The following is a 15,421-nucleotide window of genomic DNA, read 5'->3' on the forward strand; positions in this document are numbered from 1 at the left end:
ACCTCATCATTTGTTGGTATTTTCTTGATCCAGTAAATTGCTGATTTTATCAGCAATTTTTTCACTTTCGCTGATGACCTGCTTTAGTTTTGTTAAACTGTTTTCCAGCTCATTCGCCAGTTCATACTGAGCTTGCGCCAATACCTGCGCAGCAGTTTGCACGGCTGCAGTTCCCTGTTTGTTACCTGCCTGCCCTTGCTGAGATTGATTTTGCTGTTTATTTTGCTTAGGAGCAGTTTTTTCTTGCGCGTTATTTTGCAATAACTGACTAAACAAGCTTTGCAATTCCTGTGACTGCATCACCTCTGATTGCTGAGTATCTTGCGTATCGGACTGATTGGACTGACCGCCGGACTGATTTGAGGAGTTGGGTGGCGCTTGCCCCGCAGTAGCCTGATTGGAATTTTGTTGATTTTGGTTCTGGCTCTGGCAGTTTTGTCGTTGTTTAAGCTGCTCGGTTATTTCCTGCAATAGCATTACAATTTTCTGATCATCTTGTCCGCCGCCTGTTTCATTATTCTGCTGGCCGGTCTGATCAGCTCGGCCTTGAATACGTCTGGCCATCTACCGATTCCTCCTTATTAAAAAAAGTGCCAAATGTTTACCAGAAAAGAAAGTATCGCCATTCTAAGATTAATTACGGCAAAACTGCTTGTCAAAACAGCACAGGGATTGAGGAGATTACCTGTCCTCTCCCGTTCAATGCCCCCGACAGTAGCGCTTACCATGTAATTAACTAATGGTCCGCTTAAGACAATCAAGGCATTTTTTAAAACAGAATTTAAATTACTAACATCCGCTGTGCCAAAAGCCCCTGCTGCAACAATTGTCTCAATATTGCCGTGCAAAAAAAGTGCCATTAAGACTCTGCCCATATCGTGAATGATAGCTGCTCCCAAAACCAGGTGGGGATAACGCAGCCCGATCAAACATATGGTCATGGTTAAACCAATCATATCAACTGCCAGCATGTGACACCCTATCCTTTGGGATTAAATAACAACGCCATGGTAAAACCAAAAATAACAGCAGCCATTATGCCTACTGCCGTTGCTTTTAATGCTCCGCTGAAAATGCCCAGGAAACCAACTTTATCGACTTCCTCAATTGTTCCGGAAACTAATGCATGGCCGAAGCCGGGCAGAGGTACCGAAGCACCGGCTCCCGCCAAATCAACAAGCGGCTGGTAAAGACCCAGACCGCTTAATACACCACCTAAGACGACAAATAAAACTAAAACATGTGCAGGAGTTAAAGGAGTCAAATCCATTAATAATTGGCCGATAACACAAATCAATCCGCCAATTAAAAATGCCATCAGATACATTTGCATGGAGACACCGCCTTCATTGTTCAATTGAAACCGCATGGGCAATACAGGGAATGGATTCTTTTTGCTGATAGGAGGTGGGGCTATGCAAGCTGCCTGTTCCAATCAGCAAAATCTTTTTCAGGTCTCCCTGCCGGAGCAGCGGGTAAAGATAGCTGGCAAAGACAATTCCTGAGCTGGCACACCCACTGGCGCCCGAATGTGTATCCTGATCTTCGCGGTAGATCATACAGCCACAGTCTTCATAATTAGCCGATACATCTACCCCTTTTTGCTGCATCATATCAACAACCAGCTGTTTCCCGACTTTCCCCAAGTCTCCGGTATAAATCATGTCATAATAATCTGGTGTTCGCCCGGTATCATTCAGGTGATTCCACAACGTATCAACAGCTGCCGGCGCCATTGCCGGTCCCATAATATTAGGGTCTTTAATCCCTAAGTCAATAACACGGCCTACAGTAGCTGCCGTTACTCGCGGCCCGGTGCCATTGGCAGTTACGACTGCCGAACCGGACCCGGTTACAGTCCATTGTGCTCCTGGCGGCCGCTGCACTCCCATTTCTGTTGGAAAACGATATTGCCGCTCTGCTGCATCATGGTGACTGGATACTGCAACCGCTACCTTTTGAGCGAACCCTCCGTCAATAAGCGTAGAGCCAATCAACAAGCTTTCCGCTAACGTTGAACACGCCCCATATAAGCCTAAAAACGGACGCCCTAATGACCGCATGGCAAAATGCGTAGCCATTAATTGATTCAACAAATCGCCAGCTAATATATAATCAACATCTTCCAACGTACTATTGTCTTTTTCAACCGCCTTGCGAACAGCCCATTCAATCATATACGATTCACATTTTTCCCAGCTGGCGTAACTATGGATATTATCTTCCATCACATAATCAAAAAAGCCGGTTAGAAGACCTTCTCCCTCCATCGGCCCTACGATGGCCGCAGTGCTCGTAATGACAGGGGGTTGTTCAAAGCGAATACTTTGCAGTCCTAATTTTTTTTTCATTTCCATGCTCCTCAGTGCAATAACCAGTGTAGAAGTCCTATAATAAAAGCAGTTAACATGCCATAGACCAAAACAGGCCCTGCAATAACAAACATCTTCGCCCCAATCCCAAAAATATAGCCTTCCCGCTTAAACTCCATAGCTGGTGCAACGATTGAATTTGCAAAACCTGTTATCGGGACAATGGAACCCGCTCCTGCCCGCTTGCCTAATTCATCATATATGCCTAACCCGGTAAAAAAGGCTGCCAAAAAAATAAGTACCGCGCCTGTAGCACCGGCAGCATCTTTTTTCGCCAATCCGAAATCAGTAAAGGTATTCATGATAAATTGACCAAATGTACAAATTAAGCCACCAACAACGAAAGCCCATACAATATTTTTTAGAATTGGCGGCTTGGGTGTAGCCTGATCCACCTGTTTCTGGAAATCTTGTTCCACTTTATCTTGCTGTTGATTGCCTGCCACTATTCCACCTCCCTGATTTATTTTTACCAATGCTGCAAAAATAATTCATTTGCCTGCCAAAGTAAAAGAGTGCCCCTGGGGCACTCTTTAAAACCACTTAATTGTTAACGCTGAAAGCAACCTTCAAGTCCGCTTTGTATTCTGAGATACGGCCATTATCGATATTGGCTGTAAAATTAGTTACTTCAACACCAAGAATGTCATCCAGAGTTTTAGAAGCTTCCATTACCGCATTATCCACTGCGTCTGTCCAGTTGTGGCGGGATGTTCCTACCAATTCAATAACTTTTACAACACCCATTCGTTCTGCCTCCTTGATTTTCATGATTGAGATTCAGTCCTATTTTGCTCAATTCACCCGCTCGTTATGCCACGTAATCAGCTGCTGAACAATAAATTTCTCACCGATTGGCAGTAGATAAACTTGTTTTGCCCTGATCGGTGATTTTTTAGGACTCTCCCCTAGGTACAGCCAGGCTGCAGTACTGCCGATCAGCGTAAGAAGCGTTATAAACAAAAGAAATATGCATTTTCTTACTGCCATGCATTTCACCTCAACGCTAGTATGCCCCTGACACAAAAAAATAAGACCCCTTTATGGGGTCTCCATTAGTTGACGAATCAGCTTTAGCGCCTGTTTTTCAATACGCGATACCTGGACCTGCGAAACATTAATGATGGCTGCAATTTCAGCCTGCGTCTTATCTTCAAAAAAACGCAGCTGAATAACCAATTGCTCTTTAACCGGCAATCTGCTCATCACTTCTTTTAATGCTAAGTTATCGAAAAAAGTATTGTTAGGATCATCGGAACATTTAATCTGATCAAGCAGATGAATCGGATCTCCATCATCATGAAAGGCCTGCTCATATAAAGAGGCCGTTGGCTGCATCGCCTCAAGGGCGGATACAATTTCCTGCGGCGCCAGGGCTAATTCTTTGGAAACCTCCGTAATGGTAGGTTCACGTCCTAATACCCCTTGCAACTTCTCTTGCATCCGGTGAACCTTGTAAGCTAATTCCTTCAGTGGACGGCTGACTTTGACGGGGTTGTCATCTCGCATAAATCGTTTGATTTCCCCCATAATCATCGGAACAGCATAGGTAGAAAATTTGACACAAAAATTATAGTCAAAGCGCTCTATGGCTTTTATCAACCCGATGCAGCCAATCTGAAACAGATCGTCCCACTCGTACCCTCGGTTCGTAAAGCGGTGTACAATACTACGCACTAAATTAATATTATGTTCTACAATCTCTTCTTTGGCTTCTTTGTCACCTTGCTGCGCCTTTTTGATAAGTTCCCGTAGTTCTTCGTCACCTAGCATGACATCCCCACCTAATGTGAACTGTTGGCTACAAAGTTTTTTACCAAGCGCACCTTGGTTCCTTGACCGACAGCCGATTCAATCTCCAACTGATCCATAAAGGATTCCATAAATACAAAGCCTAACCCCATTCGTTCGGGATCACTGGAATAAGCGGGCTGACGAGCCTGGTCAATGTCTGCAATACCGTGGCCATGATCTACAATAATAAATTCCAGCTTGTCCTCATATAGGTTCATCGTCACTTCAACTTGTCCGCTGGTCTGTGCATAGCCATGGATAACAGCATTCGAAACCGCTTCTGATATCGCAACTTTAATGTCCTCTATTTCATTTAAGGTTAAATCCAGCTGCGCCGCAAAAGAAGCTGCAGTAATACGTGCAATCCCGACATTTTCCCCGAGACTGGGAAAAGACATTTTTAAGTGATTTTTCATTCCCATTACTGTCCTCCTAAAAGCGGCTTAACGCTTCAGTTTCGGTATCACAAAGTCCAATGATGCGAAACAGGCCGGATACTTCCAAGATACGGGCTACTTGTGGCTGCACATGAGCTGCCATCATCTGTCCACCAGCAGTGCTAATTCGTTTATAGCGGCCTAAAATTACCCCTAATCCGGAACTGTCAATAAAAGAGACATTTTCCAGATTGAGAAGAATATTCCTAACGCCGCTCACATCGAGTGCATCATCGACCTGACGGCGGAATTCATCCGCGCCATGCATATCAAATTCACCTTCAATACGAACTAATAAAACGCCTTGCTTCATATCCGTAAGTAACTTCAAACTCATCCCTCCCAAACTAACATAATGTGGTTATTCTGTATAAGGAAATTTTTTCCTGCTAATGGAAGCATAAAAGTAGCGTGAGAATAAAAATTCTCACGCTACTTAGTTCATGGATCAGCGCGTAATCGAAAACAAATTGGAAATCATCGTTTGAAAGATTTGAAAGAAACCAGCTTTAGGTACATTTTTTTCTGCTAATAAATCGACTTTGCCAATTTCCTTGCCATCTCTGGTTACGACTAATTCACCGTATTTTTCACCCTCATTGATGGGAGCGTTGATTGAGGGTTCGGCGATTACTTTCTTTTGAATATTTTTATTCTGCCCTTTTCCAATCAACAAAACCAAATCGTCAGCAGCAACGAGCTGAATTTCTTTTTCGGCTCCCTTATTGATTTTTATACGCTCAATCACGGCATTTTTATCAACAATTGGCAGAGCTGTATAATTTGCATAGCCCCAGTCCAGCAGCTTCATACTTTCACGCAAGTGGGAACGCGGCTCGGGAGTTGCAAAAACTACGGAAATCAGTCGCAGGCCATCCCGTTTTGCCGTACCGACAAAGCAATATTTAGCCTCTTCCGTCCAGCCCGTTTTCAAGCCATCTGCACCTTTATACCACCATAGAAGCTTGTTGGTATTAACCAGCCAATTCTTACCATCCCGCAGCCAATATTCTTTAATAGCACATAATTCCATATATAACGGATGCTTAACCGCCTCTTTAGCAATTAATGCCACGTCATAAGCACTCATAAAATGGTTTGCCGCAGGCAATCCATTTACATTGGCATAATGAGTATTTTTTAAATTGAGACTTTCCGCTTTTTTATTCATGGCATCAACAGCAGCTTGTTCACTGCCATAAATATGTTCCATAATCGCTACTGCGGCATCATTGGCGCTTACCACTGCGATCGCTGTTAACATTTCACGGACAGTCATTTTTTCCCCTGGTTCAAGCCAAATTTGAGACCCACCCTGGCGCCAGGAGTTTTCACTGGTATAAACATCATCCGTTAACTTAATACGACCTTGCTCAACTGCTTCTACTGCCAGCAAAAGTGTCATAATTTTGGTTACACTGGCAGGTGGAAGCGGTTTGTGCGGATCTTTTTCATAAAGGACAGTACCATTGCCGTCCATTAGTACTGCTGATTGGGCAGTCGTTTCCAAATGTGTCGATGCTTTTGGTTCCGCAGCCAGTACAAATGCATTTCCCGTACAGGAAATAATCAGCGCTACTAGTACCATCCAGGCGATACGGCGCAGTTGGCTCATTTTATTAAACACCCCTTTCAAACATTTATTAAGTAGTTTTTCCGCCGCAATATCACCTTACACTGGTAATTACATCAAATAAAAAAACCAGCCAAACTGGCTGGTTTTTATCACTTATGGGGTTGATATCCATTGCTGTCCACAATTCCCAGAACCAATGCCGGTGGCTGTATTGGTTCACCAGCAACTGCGATAGCTGCTGCTACATCATGTACCATGCTTGTTAATTTTTCCTGCTGGCTGCCATACAGGGTAGCGATAGGCTGAGCCTGATCCACATAATCGCCAACCCGGCAATGCAGCATAATACCTGCAGACAAATCAATCGTATCCTCTTTTTTCTCCCGCCCCGCACCAAGCCGCATAGCGGAATACCCAATTTGATCCGCATAAATATGTTGAACATAGCCTGAGCGGGAACTATAAATATGCCGGCTAAATTCTGCCTGAGGCAAGCGTGATGGCTGGTGGACGATTTGAGCATCTCCACCTTGAGCTGAAACGAATTCTGTAAACTTCATCAGGGCCTGACCATTTTGTAACAGCTCATGTAATTTGGCTTTTCCGGCTGCCACATCTGCCGCTTTTTGGCCTAGCACCAGCATGTGCGCACCTAAGAGCAAACACACATCCCGGAGTGCCTCCGGTCCTTTCCCGCTCAATACATCAATAGCCTCACGAATTTCCAGGCTGTTACCGACCGCCTGCCCCAACGGCTGTTCCATGCTGGTTAAAACCGCCATCGTTTCTCTGCCAACCAGCGCACCAATCCGGACCATCGCTTCCGCGAGTTGAATAGCATGCTCTAGGTCTTTCATAAAAGCGCCATGGCCTACTTTAACATCCAGCACAATTTTATCCGCCCCGGCAGCGATTTTCTTACTCATAATCGATGACGCGATCAGCGGGATACTTTCAATAGTAGACGTTACATCCCGCAAAGCATATAATTTGCCATCTGCCGGTGCAATGTCTTGTGACTGGCCGGTTACGGCAATATTATGCCGGAGCAGGTTAGCAATAAACTGGTGCTCAGTCAAAGTAGCACAAAAGCCTGGGATTGCCTCCAGTTTGTCAATTGTACCACCGGTAAAACCCAGCCCCCGCCCTGACATCTTGGCCACTGGGACACCTGCAGCCGCTACCAGCGGCGCCAGAATTAAGGTCGTCGTATCTGCGACACCGCCTGTACTATGCTTATCTACTTTTATCCCGCTTACCCTGCTTAAATCAACTGTTTTACCCGACCCAGCCATGGCTAAGGTTAACGAAGAAGTTTCTTCACTGTTCATTCCACGGAGAAAAACAGCCATGAGCCATGCAGACATTTGGTAATCAGGAATTTCTTCTTGTTGATAAGCGCGAATAAAATAGTGTATTTCCTGGTCCGTTAGGCAGTGACCATCGCGCTTTTTCGCAATAATGTCTAATGCGCGCATTTTATCACCTCACAAGCTGGTGTAAAAAACTGTTGCCATAATCAAGCTTAGCAAGCGAGAAATTTGCGGCAATAGTTTGTCCAACATCGGCAAAAGTTTCCCTGACTCCCAGCGCACCGCCGGAACAGTTCGGATAAAAGACAAGCAAAGGTACATATTCCCGAGTGTGGTCACTTCCCGGAAAAGTAGGATCACAGCCGTGATCGGCCGTAATAATCAGCAAATCCTGTTCCTGCAATGACTCCAGCAGCAGGGCCAGCTGCCCATCAAGCCTCTCCAAAGCACGCCCATAGCCTGTAACATCATTACGATGACCGAAGGAGCTGTCAAATTCGACTAAATTAGCCATAATCAACCCGGCACCGGTATTGGACCGAACTAAATCCAAAAGTATCACCATGCCATTATCATTAGATTTACTTGAGTACGATTTAGTAATCCCCCGATGGGCATAAATATCGGCTATTTTGCCAATTCCAATAACGCTAAAGCCTTCTTTTTTCAGGGAATCCAAAACGGTGGTGCCGCCAGGCTCGAGGCTGTAATCATGCCGATTCGCCGTACGTGTAAAATTACCAGGCGCCCCGATAAACGGCCTCGCTATAATCCGGCCTACGGCATGTTCTCCAACACACACTTGTTCGCGGGCAATACGGCACATTTCATAAAGCTCTTCTAAGGGAATAATTTCCTCATGTGCCGCTATTTGAAAGACGCTGTCAGCTGAGGTATACACAATAGGGTACCCGGTACGCATATGTTCGGCACCAAGCTCAGCAATAATTTCTGTTCCGGAGGCAACTTTATTCCCGAGTATTGGCCGGTGAATTAAGCGGGTAAACTGTTCAATTACTTCCTTAGGAAACCCATGAGGATAAACAGGAAAAGGCGAGAAAATCGGCACTCCTGCCATTTCCCAGTGTCCGCTTGTGGTGTCCTTAGCGTGAGACTTTTCCGCCATTTTGCCGTAAAACCCCATAGCCTGCTCTACTGGTTTTAATCCTTCTATTTCAGCCACAGCACCTAATCCTAATTTGTTCATAGCAGGCAAAAAAAGCCCGCCTAATGAGCGAGCAATATTTCCCAAGGTATTGGCTCCAGCATCACCGTACTGACCGGCATCCGGCAATGCGCCTATCCCTACACTATCCATAACAAGGACAATAATTCTTTGAAACATCGACTGACGCCGCTCCTTGTCTATCGTATTCTACCATTTAATTATGCGCGTGGATGTGCTTTATCATACACTTCTTTTAGGCGATTTTTTGTCACATGCGTGTAAATCTGAGTAGTAGAAATGTCGGCATGACCAAGCATTTCCTGTACGGAACGCAGATCCGCCCCATTCTCCAATAAATGCGTAGCAAAAGAATGTCTGAGAGTATGAGGCGTGATCTCCCTGACAATATTTGCTTCCTGGGCGTATTTTTTTATGATCTTCCAAAAACCCTGACGCGTCAGCCGGTTACCATGATGGTTAACAAATAAAGCCGATTCATCATAAGTACGAACAAGCTTAGAACGTCCTTTATTAATATATTCCTGGACACATTTAGCCGCAATTGACCCTAATGGAACAATTCGTTCCTTAGCTCCTTTGCCAAAACATTTTATATAGCCCATGTCCAGATTTACGTCAGAAATGTTTAACGATATTAATTCCGACACACGGATCCCCGTGGCATAGAGTAATTCCAGCATAGCCTTATCACGCAGTCCAGCCGGAAGAAAAGCATTTGGCTGTTTGAGTAATTCTTCGACTTCAGCAATTGTGAGAATCTTAGGCAGCTTTTTTTCTAATTTCGGTGACTCTAAATTAGCGGCTGGATCTTTCTCTAAGTACCGTTCCCGGACTAAATACTGATAAAAAGACTTAATCGCCGCTAAATTTCGTGAAATGGTTGATACAGCCCTGCCCTTACTCTGCAGGTTGTTCAAATAGGTAAGAATGGTATTACGACTAGAATCTTTTAGGATATCCATCTGACTATTTTGCAAGTACGATTGAAACTGACGCAGATCGCGACCATAGGATTCAAGCGTATTTTGCGCTAAACCGCGCTCTACTGCAAGGTAGTTAATAAATTGACTAACGTAACTTTCCATTTCCTTCTACCCACCCTTTTTTATCACCAAATTCCGGTTTACATCACAGGTGTCGTATGTGGGTTGTTATTCCACATAAAAATTCAATTTCCTTTGTTTCCCTGTCGAAAACTATTCTTTTTTTGTTAACTGCCGAATATTTTGGAGGAATTTAAAATTTGAACTCTAAGCGGCTTTTCTAACAGGTGCTGATCCGGTGCCTTTTGATCCATTTTTTGCGTGTCCCAAAAAAGGCTAACCAATTTGGGCAAGATATACAATACAATGAATGCCAGCAAGATGATCCGGCTTACTACTTTTGTCTTTTTAGCAATTGCTCGAACCGAAACGATTGTAACCATCTTCCCACTTCCTATTTGGTTTCGCTTAATAACATATTTATTCACCAATTATCGTGTTTATTCCATAATACTGGAAAAAATAAAAAAGACTTGGCTTTTTGCCAAGTCCTTGCCGTATCTCTATTCAGCCTTCATTCTTTCATTAAAATACCTGCCAAAAGTTTCATAAATACCGGCGAAATGACAACTTCAATAAAGCCGGCTAACAACATAAACAAGAGACTAATCCCGCAAAACAGGGTATAACTGAGGGTTTGATAAAACAGACTTGTTTTGCGTGCTCGCTGTCTCACCAGGAGGAGAGAAAAAGAAATTGCAGAAACGCCGGCAGCCAGTAAAGCAGGCATTGCAAAAAAATTATGAGGCAAAACAGAGACTAAGGAAAAGACCAGTCCCTTCATAATGTATTCATTCACCAGAAAGCCTACGGTAAACCCAATAATAAAGCCCCGGGTAAAAATAATAAATAAGATAAAGGGTATACCGATCACCGTAAATCCGAGCAGCCAGATCAGTCCGATCGTCTTGGCATTATTAAATAACACATTGTTCAGTAATTTGGCGTCCTGCATATTTTCCGCGCCCGTACTCAGGCCTTGAAAAAAAACATGCAGATAGCTCAGCAATTCTGTCTTTTGTTCATCTGGCAGTGTCTTGACTGCTAAAGAGCCCGCAACTACGCCAATAATAAAAATCAGGATCATAAAGAAATAAGCAACAATATTTGCTTTCAAGTAATCGGTAATATGTTGCCGTAAATACCCGAGCATGCGTGTTCCTCCCCGATATAGCCTGTTACCAATCTATGCCGGTTCAGATATCACTATGCCTTATTTGTCCACATTTTTTATGATCTTTCCATAAATCCCGCCGCTGCCGGAAAGAATTTGTGCAGTACCCGATCGGGCAGCGACAATTCCGGCTGCTATTTTGCTTCCCACTGCCTGTATCAGTTCTTGTTCACTCACCCGGTGAAGCACATTCATTTCCGAGCCAAACACGTCCAGCAATTTCTCCATTCCCTTTTTTCCTAAGCCGGAAATAAACTCTAAAGGTACCTGATAATAATAGCGTGCCCGATGATCAGGATGGATAGGTATGCGATAATCGGCTATAGCATTGATTCTATCAAGTACTCCCCTAACGATCTTCGGACTGCCACAACTTATGCATTTGTCAATTGACTCTAGCCTTCCGGTTTGCTCTGTAAAACCACAGCTTTCACACAACGTCCGGTGATATTTTCCTAAACGGGGATCTAAGCCATAATTCGCAATGACTTTTCTGCCACCCTGCCTGAGGATAGCCTGATAAACTTCACCGAAATCCGCTTCTTGCAATAAGAAAAGATTATATTCCCGTGCAATTTTATCTAAAGAGTGAGCATCTGAATTTGTAAGAAAAGTATAGGGAGCCAGCTCTCCAATGCGATCAGCCAATTCACTATCAGCACTCAGGCCTAATTCCACTGCTGACAACTTGCACATCTCAGCAGCCGTTAACATCGCACTGATGCGCTCAGTGCAAGCACCATAAATACTCTTATAAGGTGTAAAAACATGGGCAGGGATGATAATTGCTTCAAAAAGAGCAGCAATTTCCACTAACTGAGCTAAGGACATATGTGCGTTTTGCGTACTCAAATTGATATTCTTAATAAACTTTTTCATATAATATGCGAGATTTTGCATCGCAGTCATATCCGGTAGAAATAACAGCGTATGAGCCATTTTGCCCTGTGGCTCAACCGTTTCAATCTCTGCACCAAGCAGAACGGTAAGCGACCGGTTGTACTGATAGCCGCCGCCTGGCAGACTCCTTAGCTTGCCTTCCGCTACTAACTGCGCGATATCGCCAAGGACCAGCGGTGACATAGCATCAACAATCCCGACAATATCCAGCCCCTTTTGCCGGACTGCGTGTTCGCAAATATTCCGGACAGTAAGACGGCGGGAAGTGGGTATTTTAACCCACTTCCCTGCCTCTGTTGCTCCAACATGGATATGCAGATCAGCAAAACAGTACTTCATTGCTAGACTCCTGCCAATAACAGGCCTGTAATGCTTTTATTATCACAGATCGAACCATCTGTTATCATACTGTGCAGTTGTTCTTTCGTATAACACTCCATATTAAGAAATTCGTCTTCATCAAGGCGCTGCTGGGTGCGAATGAGGCCTTCGGCAAGATAAATATGAATAACTTCATTGGAAAAGCCGGGAGTCGTATAAACGGACGCCAGTTTTTGCAAATGCCGGCACTGGTAGCCAGTTTCCTCTTCCAATTCACGGAGCGCACACTCTTTTGGCTGCTCCCCTTTGTCCAGTTTCCCTGCAGGTATTTCAAGTAAAATCTTGCCGGCCGCATGGCGATACTGGCTAACCATAATAATGCGACCATCATCCAGCACCGGCACAACGGCAACAGCGCCCGGGTGTTCCACTACCTCACGGGTAGCCTCCTTGCCATTGGGCAATAAAACGGTATCACGGCGTACATTGATAACACGGCCAGTAAACAATTGCTCCGACCGTACATGCTGTTCAACTAATGTATTCATAAAATCCTCCTGAATATCTCATCATAAATCACATATACATCTACTATAGGAGGGATGCTTGTATGTTAATTTATGTAGACGGCGGCGTATTCTTTTCTGGTAAAATAAAAGATCTGCAAATTCTATTGGCACGGCTGCAGCAAGAACAACTCACACTTTCGCAATTAATAAAGCAGAAATTGAATTGAACTAGCAAGGCTTACTCCATCCATGGATAATGAGTGTATCTTTTTAAAACAAACACAGGTATCGCAAAGTCTGTGGACAAGCCTTCGGGTACGACTACGGCCCGTACAGCTACATGTAACAGTCTGGCTGCCTCTTCTGTAATGGCAAGCCCTTTTTGCACCAACTCTCCATTCGTATCATCCGCTAGATTTGTATTGCTGATCAATCCGGTAACCCTAAGCTTGGATGCCTGCTCAATACGGCGGGTTGTCTCAACAATCTCCTCCGGGGTCTTTGTAAAAGGACGGCAGGTATTAACGACAAGGAGCGCCTCATAACCGGCAGCAGTTAACTGTGCATTAATTTGTCCCAATGCAATGGATGACTCTCCTCCGCCAACGTCCATAACGACCTGCCTAGCCGAATCATGAAGCGCAGGAAATAAATTTTGCGGCAAAACAGGCAGATCAGCATGAGCCAATCTGGACTCAGGCGCAATAACCTGTACCCCCTGAGCTTCCAGCAGATCACGATTTTCTCTGGTACGAAAATAAGGCTTAATAATATCAATATCCACAATAGCTGTGGAATAACCATTTGCTTGTAAATACAAAGCATAGTTTACGGCCAGTTCTGTTTTTCCACTGCCGAATTCGCCAACAAAAATTGTAATTCTTTTCGTCGATAATAGTTGTTGTTGTATCCTTTTCTTCATAGCAGTCTCCTATTGATAAAGCTTAGCAGGTTCCTCACCTCTAAGCACGCGGAGCGTTCCTTCTACCAGGGCACGCAGCTCATCTTCTCCCGGATAGACGAGCACTCCGGCAATAAACTGCACTCTTTTCGTAATCCAATCGACCAGCAGCCTGGAATGGGCTAGCCCGCCAGTAAGAACGATCGCATCAGCCTTCCCATTAACTACAGCAGCCATTGCACCGACTTCCTTTGCCACCTGATAGGCCATTGCCTCATAAATTAACGCTGCTTTTTCATCACCAGCTGTTATCCGGTGTTCAATCTCCCGTCCGTCGTTACTCCCCAGATAAGCCACCAGTCCCGCATTACCGTTTATCAATTTCTTCATTTCGTCCAATGTATATTGACCGGAATAACACAATTTTATTAGATCACCCGTAGGAAGAGCACCGGCTCTTTCCGGAGAAAACGGTCCCGATTCATTGGGATTGGCAACATCAATCATTTTCCCCCGCTGCTGAACACCGACAGAAATTCCACCGCCCAAATGGATCAGCAGCAGTGTTAACTCATGATAATCCCGCCCTAGCTCCTTTGCCGCACGATGTGCAGCAGACTTTAAATTGAGGGCGTGAAATAAACTGCGCCGCTTGATTTGAGGAAGTCCGCTTATTCTAGCCAATGGCTGAAGTTCATCAACACTTACAGGGTCAACAATAAATGCAGCTACTCCGGCCTGGTCAGCAATAGCACGAGCGAGCAAACCACCTAAATTAGACGCATGTTCCGTTTGTATGCCAATCCGCAAATCTTCACACATCATTTCGTTTACAATATAAGTACCGCTGTCCAGTGCCTTTAGCGGTCCACCCCGCCCTACAACAGCACTTAATTCTTTTACTGCGATGCTATGCTGTGCCAGCGTTTGCTCAATCAACTCAAGCCGGAACTCATACTGGTCATTAATTCTAGCAAAATTTTGTAATTCTTCATTGGTATGACGAATAGTCGTCTCAAACTGACAGCTTTCATTTTTATACACGGCAATCTTTGTGGAAGTTGACCCTGGATTAATCGCTAAAACTGCATATTCATTAGCCATAGTATCCCTCCCCTGTCTTTGTAAATGTTATTCATTATTTGTAAGAAAAATCCTGCAGGACAGATTGTCCGGCAGAGTTTTCAGCTACTGCTTTGCAGACATAAAAAAATCCGGACAAAAAATGTCCGGATTTTATAATTTATTTAGAAGTATGACTTTCAACATCGGAAGCACCGTTTTGCCTGAGAATTTGAGCCGCTTGCTGAACCTTAGCAGCATCGGAGCGAATCACAGCTAAGATGTTGCCTTGTGCCACACTCTGTTCGTATTTTTGGCTCGTCTCTGCAGGAATCCCCCAGTCAATCAAGCCCCCGGCAATACTTCCCGCTACTGCGCCGCTCAAAGCTGCTGCTATAGGTCCTGCCGCAATGATCGGGCCAATTCCCGGAATTGCCAGCGCTCCGGCACCTACCAGCAAGCCGCCAATGCCGCCAAGAGTTCCTCCGGTCAACGCACCGTCTGTAATGTCGTCTTCATAAGTTTTCGACCCGCTATTATTTTGTCCTTTAGAGATAATATTGATTTCTTCCGTGTTAAAACCCTGGCTGCGAAGCTGTCTCACTGCTTTTTCGGCACTATCCCTGTCCGAAAAAACGCCAATCACTGCTTTAACGCCTCCACCCGATTGGTTTGCTCCCTGAGAGGCATTTGTCGTGCTGGCTGTTGCCGAGCCACTTTGCTGAGTGCCCGAATAGCTGGTAATAACCGCATTCGCTTGATTTGTTTCATTATTTTGCTGCATCACTATTAATTCCCCCTAACATTAAAAACTAATGTTAGTCTATCCC

The 15,421-nt window shown here is 44.5% G+C and carries 22 protein-coding genes; 1 reads left to right on the plus strand and 21 read right to left on the minus strand.

The genetic code is table 11. The features are described from left to right. Window positions 1-6: 6 nt before the first annotated feature. The 18 genes from EV210_RS01305 to EV210_RS01390 all read right to left on the minus strand — a co-directional run bounded on the left by EV210_RS01305 (window position 7) and on the right by EV210_RS01390 (window position 12,667). The gene (locus EV210_RS01305) at window positions 7-564 is read right to left on the minus strand and encodes a hypothetical protein (protein ID WP_132074388.1); all 558 of its coding nucleotides are present in this window, start codon (window positions 562-564) and stop codon (window positions 7-9) included. Window positions 565-581: 17 nt separating this feature from the next. Further along, on the minus strand, window positions 582-971 hold the full coding sequence (locus EV210_RS01310) for a hypothetical protein (RefSeq protein ID WP_132074391.1): 390 nt from the start codon (window positions 969-971) through the stop codon (window positions 582-584). An 8-nt stretch (window positions 972-979) separates the two neighbouring features. After that, window positions 980-1,333, minus strand: coding sequence for a stage V sporulation protein AE (gene spoVAE / locus EV210_RS01315; RefSeq protein WP_132074394.1), 354 nt, complete (start codon window positions 1,331-1,333; stop codon window positions 980-982). A gap of 13 nt (window positions 1,334-1,346) precedes the next feature. After that, complete coding sequence (gene spoVAD, locus EV210_RS01320) at window positions 1,347-2,351, minus strand: stage V sporulation protein AD (RefSeq protein WP_132074397.1); 1,005 nt, start codon at window positions 2,349-2,351, stop codon at window positions 1,347-1,349. 11 nt (window positions 2,352-2,362) lie between these two features. After that, the gene (gene spoVAC, locus EV210_RS01325) at window positions 2,363-2,818 is read right to left on the minus strand and encodes a stage V sporulation protein AC (protein ID WP_243650388.1); all 456 of its coding nucleotides are present in this window, start codon (window positions 2,816-2,818) and stop codon (window positions 2,363-2,365) included. A gap of 97 nt (window positions 2,819-2,915) precedes the next feature. Then, complete coding sequence (locus EV210_RS01330; RefSeq protein WP_132074400.1) at window positions 2,916-3,119, minus strand: dodecin family protein; 204 nt, start codon at window positions 3,117-3,119, stop codon at window positions 2,916-2,918. Between the two features lie 48 nt (window positions 3,120-3,167). Next, the gene (locus EV210_RS01335; RefSeq protein ID WP_132074403.1) at window positions 3,168-3,362 is read right to left on the minus strand and encodes a hypothetical protein; all 195 of its coding nucleotides are present in this window, start codon (window positions 3,360-3,362) and stop codon (window positions 3,168-3,170) included. 51 nt (window positions 3,363-3,413) lie between these two features. Next, the gene (gene sigF, locus EV210_RS01340) at window positions 3,414-4,145 is read right to left on the minus strand and encodes an RNA polymerase sporulation sigma factor SigF (RefSeq protein ID WP_132074406.1); all 732 of its coding nucleotides are present in this window, start codon (window positions 4,143-4,145) and stop codon (window positions 3,414-3,416) included. 11 nt (window positions 4,146-4,156) lie between these two features. Next, the gene (gene spoIIAB, locus EV210_RS01345; protein WP_132074409.1) at window positions 4,157-4,588 is read right to left on the minus strand and encodes an anti-sigma F factor; all 432 of its coding nucleotides are present in this window, start codon (window positions 4,586-4,588) and stop codon (window positions 4,157-4,159) included. Window positions 4,589-4,598: 10 nt separating this feature from the next. Next, window positions 4,599-4,934: an anti-sigma F factor antagonist gene (gene spoIIAA, locus EV210_RS01350; RefSeq protein ID WP_132074412.1), complete on the minus strand. Its 336-nt coding sequence runs from the start codon at window positions 4,932-4,934 to the stop codon at window positions 4,599-4,601. 117 nt (window positions 4,935-5,051) lie between these two features. Beyond that, window positions 5,052-6,218, minus strand: a complete 1,167-nt coding sequence (locus tag EV210_RS01355) for a D-alanyl-D-alanine carboxypeptidase family protein (protein ID WP_132074415.1) — start codon at window positions 6,216-6,218, stop codon at window positions 5,052-5,054. Window positions 6,219-6,328: 110 nt separating this feature from the next. Further along, window positions 6,329-7,657 (minus strand): pyrimidine-nucleoside phosphorylase, encoded by a 1,329-nt coding sequence (locus tag EV210_RS01360; RefSeq protein WP_132074418.1) that lies wholly within the window; start codon window positions 7,655-7,657, stop codon window positions 6,329-6,331. 4 nt (window positions 7,658-7,661) lie between these two features. Then, entirely contained in the window at window positions 7,662-8,837 is a 1,176-nt protein-coding gene (locus tag EV210_RS01365) for a phosphopentomutase (RefSeq protein WP_132074421.1), read from the minus strand. Between the two features lie 41 nt (window positions 8,838-8,878). Beyond that, window positions 8,879-9,766: a site-specific tyrosine recombinase XerD gene (gene xerD, locus EV210_RS01370; RefSeq protein WP_132074424.1), complete on the minus strand. Its 888-nt coding sequence runs from the start codon at window positions 9,764-9,766 to the stop codon at window positions 8,879-8,881. A gap of 125 nt (window positions 9,767-9,891) precedes the next feature. Continuing rightward, the gene (locus EV210_RS01375; RefSeq protein WP_132074427.1) at window positions 9,892-10,107 is read right to left on the minus strand and encodes a hypothetical protein; all 216 of its coding nucleotides are present in this window, start codon (window positions 10,105-10,107) and stop codon (window positions 9,892-9,894) included. 131 nt (window positions 10,108-10,238) lie between these two features. After that, a complete protein-coding gene (gene spoIIM, locus EV210_RS01380; RefSeq protein WP_132074430.1) occupies window positions 10,239-10,877 on the minus strand; it encodes a stage II sporulation protein M in 639 nt (212 codons plus the stop codon). 60 nt (window positions 10,878-10,937) lie between these two features. After that, window positions 10,938-12,137, minus strand: a complete 1,200-nt coding sequence (locus EV210_RS01385; RefSeq protein ID WP_132074433.1) for an endonuclease Q family protein — start codon at window positions 12,135-12,137, stop codon at window positions 10,938-10,940. A gap of 2 nt (window positions 12,138-12,139) precedes the next feature. Beyond that, window positions 12,140-12,667 carry an NUDIX domain-containing protein gene (locus EV210_RS01390; RefSeq protein WP_132074436.1) on the minus strand — a complete coding sequence of 176 codons (528 nt, stop codon included), beginning with the start codon at window positions 12,665-12,667 and terminating at the stop codon, window positions 12,140-12,142. A gap of 62 nt (window positions 12,668-12,729) precedes the next feature. On the opposite strand from EV210_RS01390, the gene EV210_RS23220 reads away from it, so the two are divergent. Further along, window positions 12,730-12,855: a hypothetical protein gene (locus tag EV210_RS23220; protein ID WP_279388464.1), complete on the plus strand. Its 126-nt coding sequence runs from the start codon at window positions 12,730-12,732 to the stop codon at window positions 12,853-12,855. Window positions 12,856-12,866: 11 nt separating this feature from the next. Here the strand turns inward: EV210_RS23220 and EV210_RS01395 are convergent, their stop codons facing one another. From EV210_RS01395 to EV210_RS01405, 3 genes are all read right to left on the minus strand, one after another. Further along, window positions 12,867-13,550, minus strand: coding sequence for a tyrosine-protein kinase family protein (locus EV210_RS01395; RefSeq protein WP_132074439.1), 684 nt, complete (start codon window positions 13,548-13,550; stop codon window positions 12,867-12,869). A 9-nt stretch (window positions 13,551-13,559) separates the two neighbouring features. Next, the gene (gene buk, locus EV210_RS01400) at window positions 13,560-14,633 is read right to left on the minus strand and encodes a butyrate kinase (RefSeq protein WP_132074442.1); all 1,074 of its coding nucleotides are present in this window, start codon (window positions 14,631-14,633) and stop codon (window positions 13,560-13,562) included. 139 nt (window positions 14,634-14,772) lie between these two features. Next, window positions 14,773-15,375: a general stress protein gene (locus EV210_RS01405; RefSeq protein ID WP_243650397.1), complete on the minus strand. Its 603-nt coding sequence runs from the start codon at window positions 15,373-15,375 to the stop codon at window positions 14,773-14,775. Window positions 15,376-15,421 lie beyond the last annotated feature (46 nt).

Source organism: Anaerospora hongkongensis (assembly GCF_004339805.1).
Classification (GTDB): domain Bacteria; phylum Bacillota; class Negativicutes; order Sporomusales; family DSM-15969; genus Anaerospora; species Anaerospora hongkongensis.

Bases quoted from the DNA above. Each gene is read 5' to 3' on its own strand.
- EV210_RS01305 (WP_132074388.1), bottom strand. From the start codon at position 564: ATGGCCAGACGTATTCAAGGCCGAGCTGATCAGACCGGCCAGCAGAAT.
- EV210_RS01310 (WP_132074391.1), bottom strand. From the start codon at position 971: ATGCTGGCAGTTGATATGATTGGTTTAACCATGACCATATGTTTGATC.
- spoVAE (WP_132074394.1), bottom strand. From the start codon at position 1,333: ATGCAAATGTATCTGATGGCATTTTTAATTGGCGGATTGATTTGTGTT.
- spoVAD (WP_132074397.1), bottom strand. From the start codon at position 2,351: ATGAAAAAAAAATTAGGACTGCAAAGTATTCGCTTTGAACAACCCCCT.
- EV210_RS01330 (WP_132074400.1), bottom strand. From the start codon at position 3,119: ATGGGTGTTGTAAAAGTTATTGAATTGGTAGGAACATCCCGCCACAAC.
- EV210_RS01335 (WP_132074403.1), bottom strand. From the start codon at position 3,362: ATGGCAGTAAGAAAATGCATATTTCTTTTGTTTATAACGCTTCTTACG.
- sigF (WP_132074406.1), bottom strand. From the start codon at position 4,145: ATGCTAGGTGACGAAGAACTACGGGAACTTATCAAAAAGGCGCAGCAA.
- spoIIAB (WP_132074409.1), bottom strand. From the start codon at position 4,588: ATGGGAATGAAAAATCACTTAAAAATGTCTTTTCCCAGTCTCGGGGAA.
- EV210_RS01355 (WP_132074415.1), bottom strand. From the start codon at position 6,218: ATGAGCCAACTGCGCCGTATCGCCTGGATGGTACTAGTAGCGCTGATT.
- EV210_RS01360 (WP_132074418.1), bottom strand. From the start codon at position 7,657: ATGCGCGCATTAGACATTATTGCGAAAAAGCGCGATGGTCACTGCCTA.
- EV210_RS01365 (WP_132074421.1), bottom strand. From the start codon at position 8,837: ATGTTTCAAAGAATTATTGTCCTTGTTATGGATAGTGTAGGGATAGGC.
- xerD (WP_132074424.1), bottom strand. From the start codon at position 9,766: ATGGAAAGTTACGTTAGTCAATTTATTAACTACCTTGCAGTAGAGCGC.
- EV210_RS01375 (WP_132074427.1), bottom strand. From the start codon at position 10,107: ATGGTTACAATCGTTTCGGTTCGAGCAATTGCTAAAAAGACAAAAGTA.
- spoIIM (WP_132074430.1), bottom strand. From the start codon at position 10,877: ATGCTCGGGTATTTACGGCAACATATTACCGATTACTTGAAAGCAAAT.
- EV210_RS01385 (WP_132074433.1), bottom strand. From the start codon at position 12,137: ATGAAGTACTGTTTTGCTGATCTGCATATCCATGTTGGAGCAACAGAG.
- EV210_RS01390 (WP_132074436.1), bottom strand. From the start codon at position 12,667: ATGAATACATTAGTTGAACAGCATGTACGGTCGGAGCAATTGTTTACT.
- EV210_RS23220 (WP_279388464.1), top strand. From the start codon at position 12,730: ATGTTAATTTATGTAGACGGCGGCGTATTCTTTTCTGGTAAAATAAAA.
- EV210_RS01395 (WP_132074439.1), bottom strand. From the start codon at position 13,550: ATGAAGAAAAGGATACAACAACAACTATTATCGACGAAAAGAATTACA.
- buk (WP_132074442.1), bottom strand. From the start codon at position 14,633: ATGGCTAATGAATATGCAGTTTTAGCGATTAATCCAGGGTCAACTTCC.
- EV210_RS01405 (WP_243650397.1), bottom strand. From the start codon at position 15,375: ATGCAGCAAAATAATGAAACAAATCAAGCGAATGCGGTTATTACCAGC.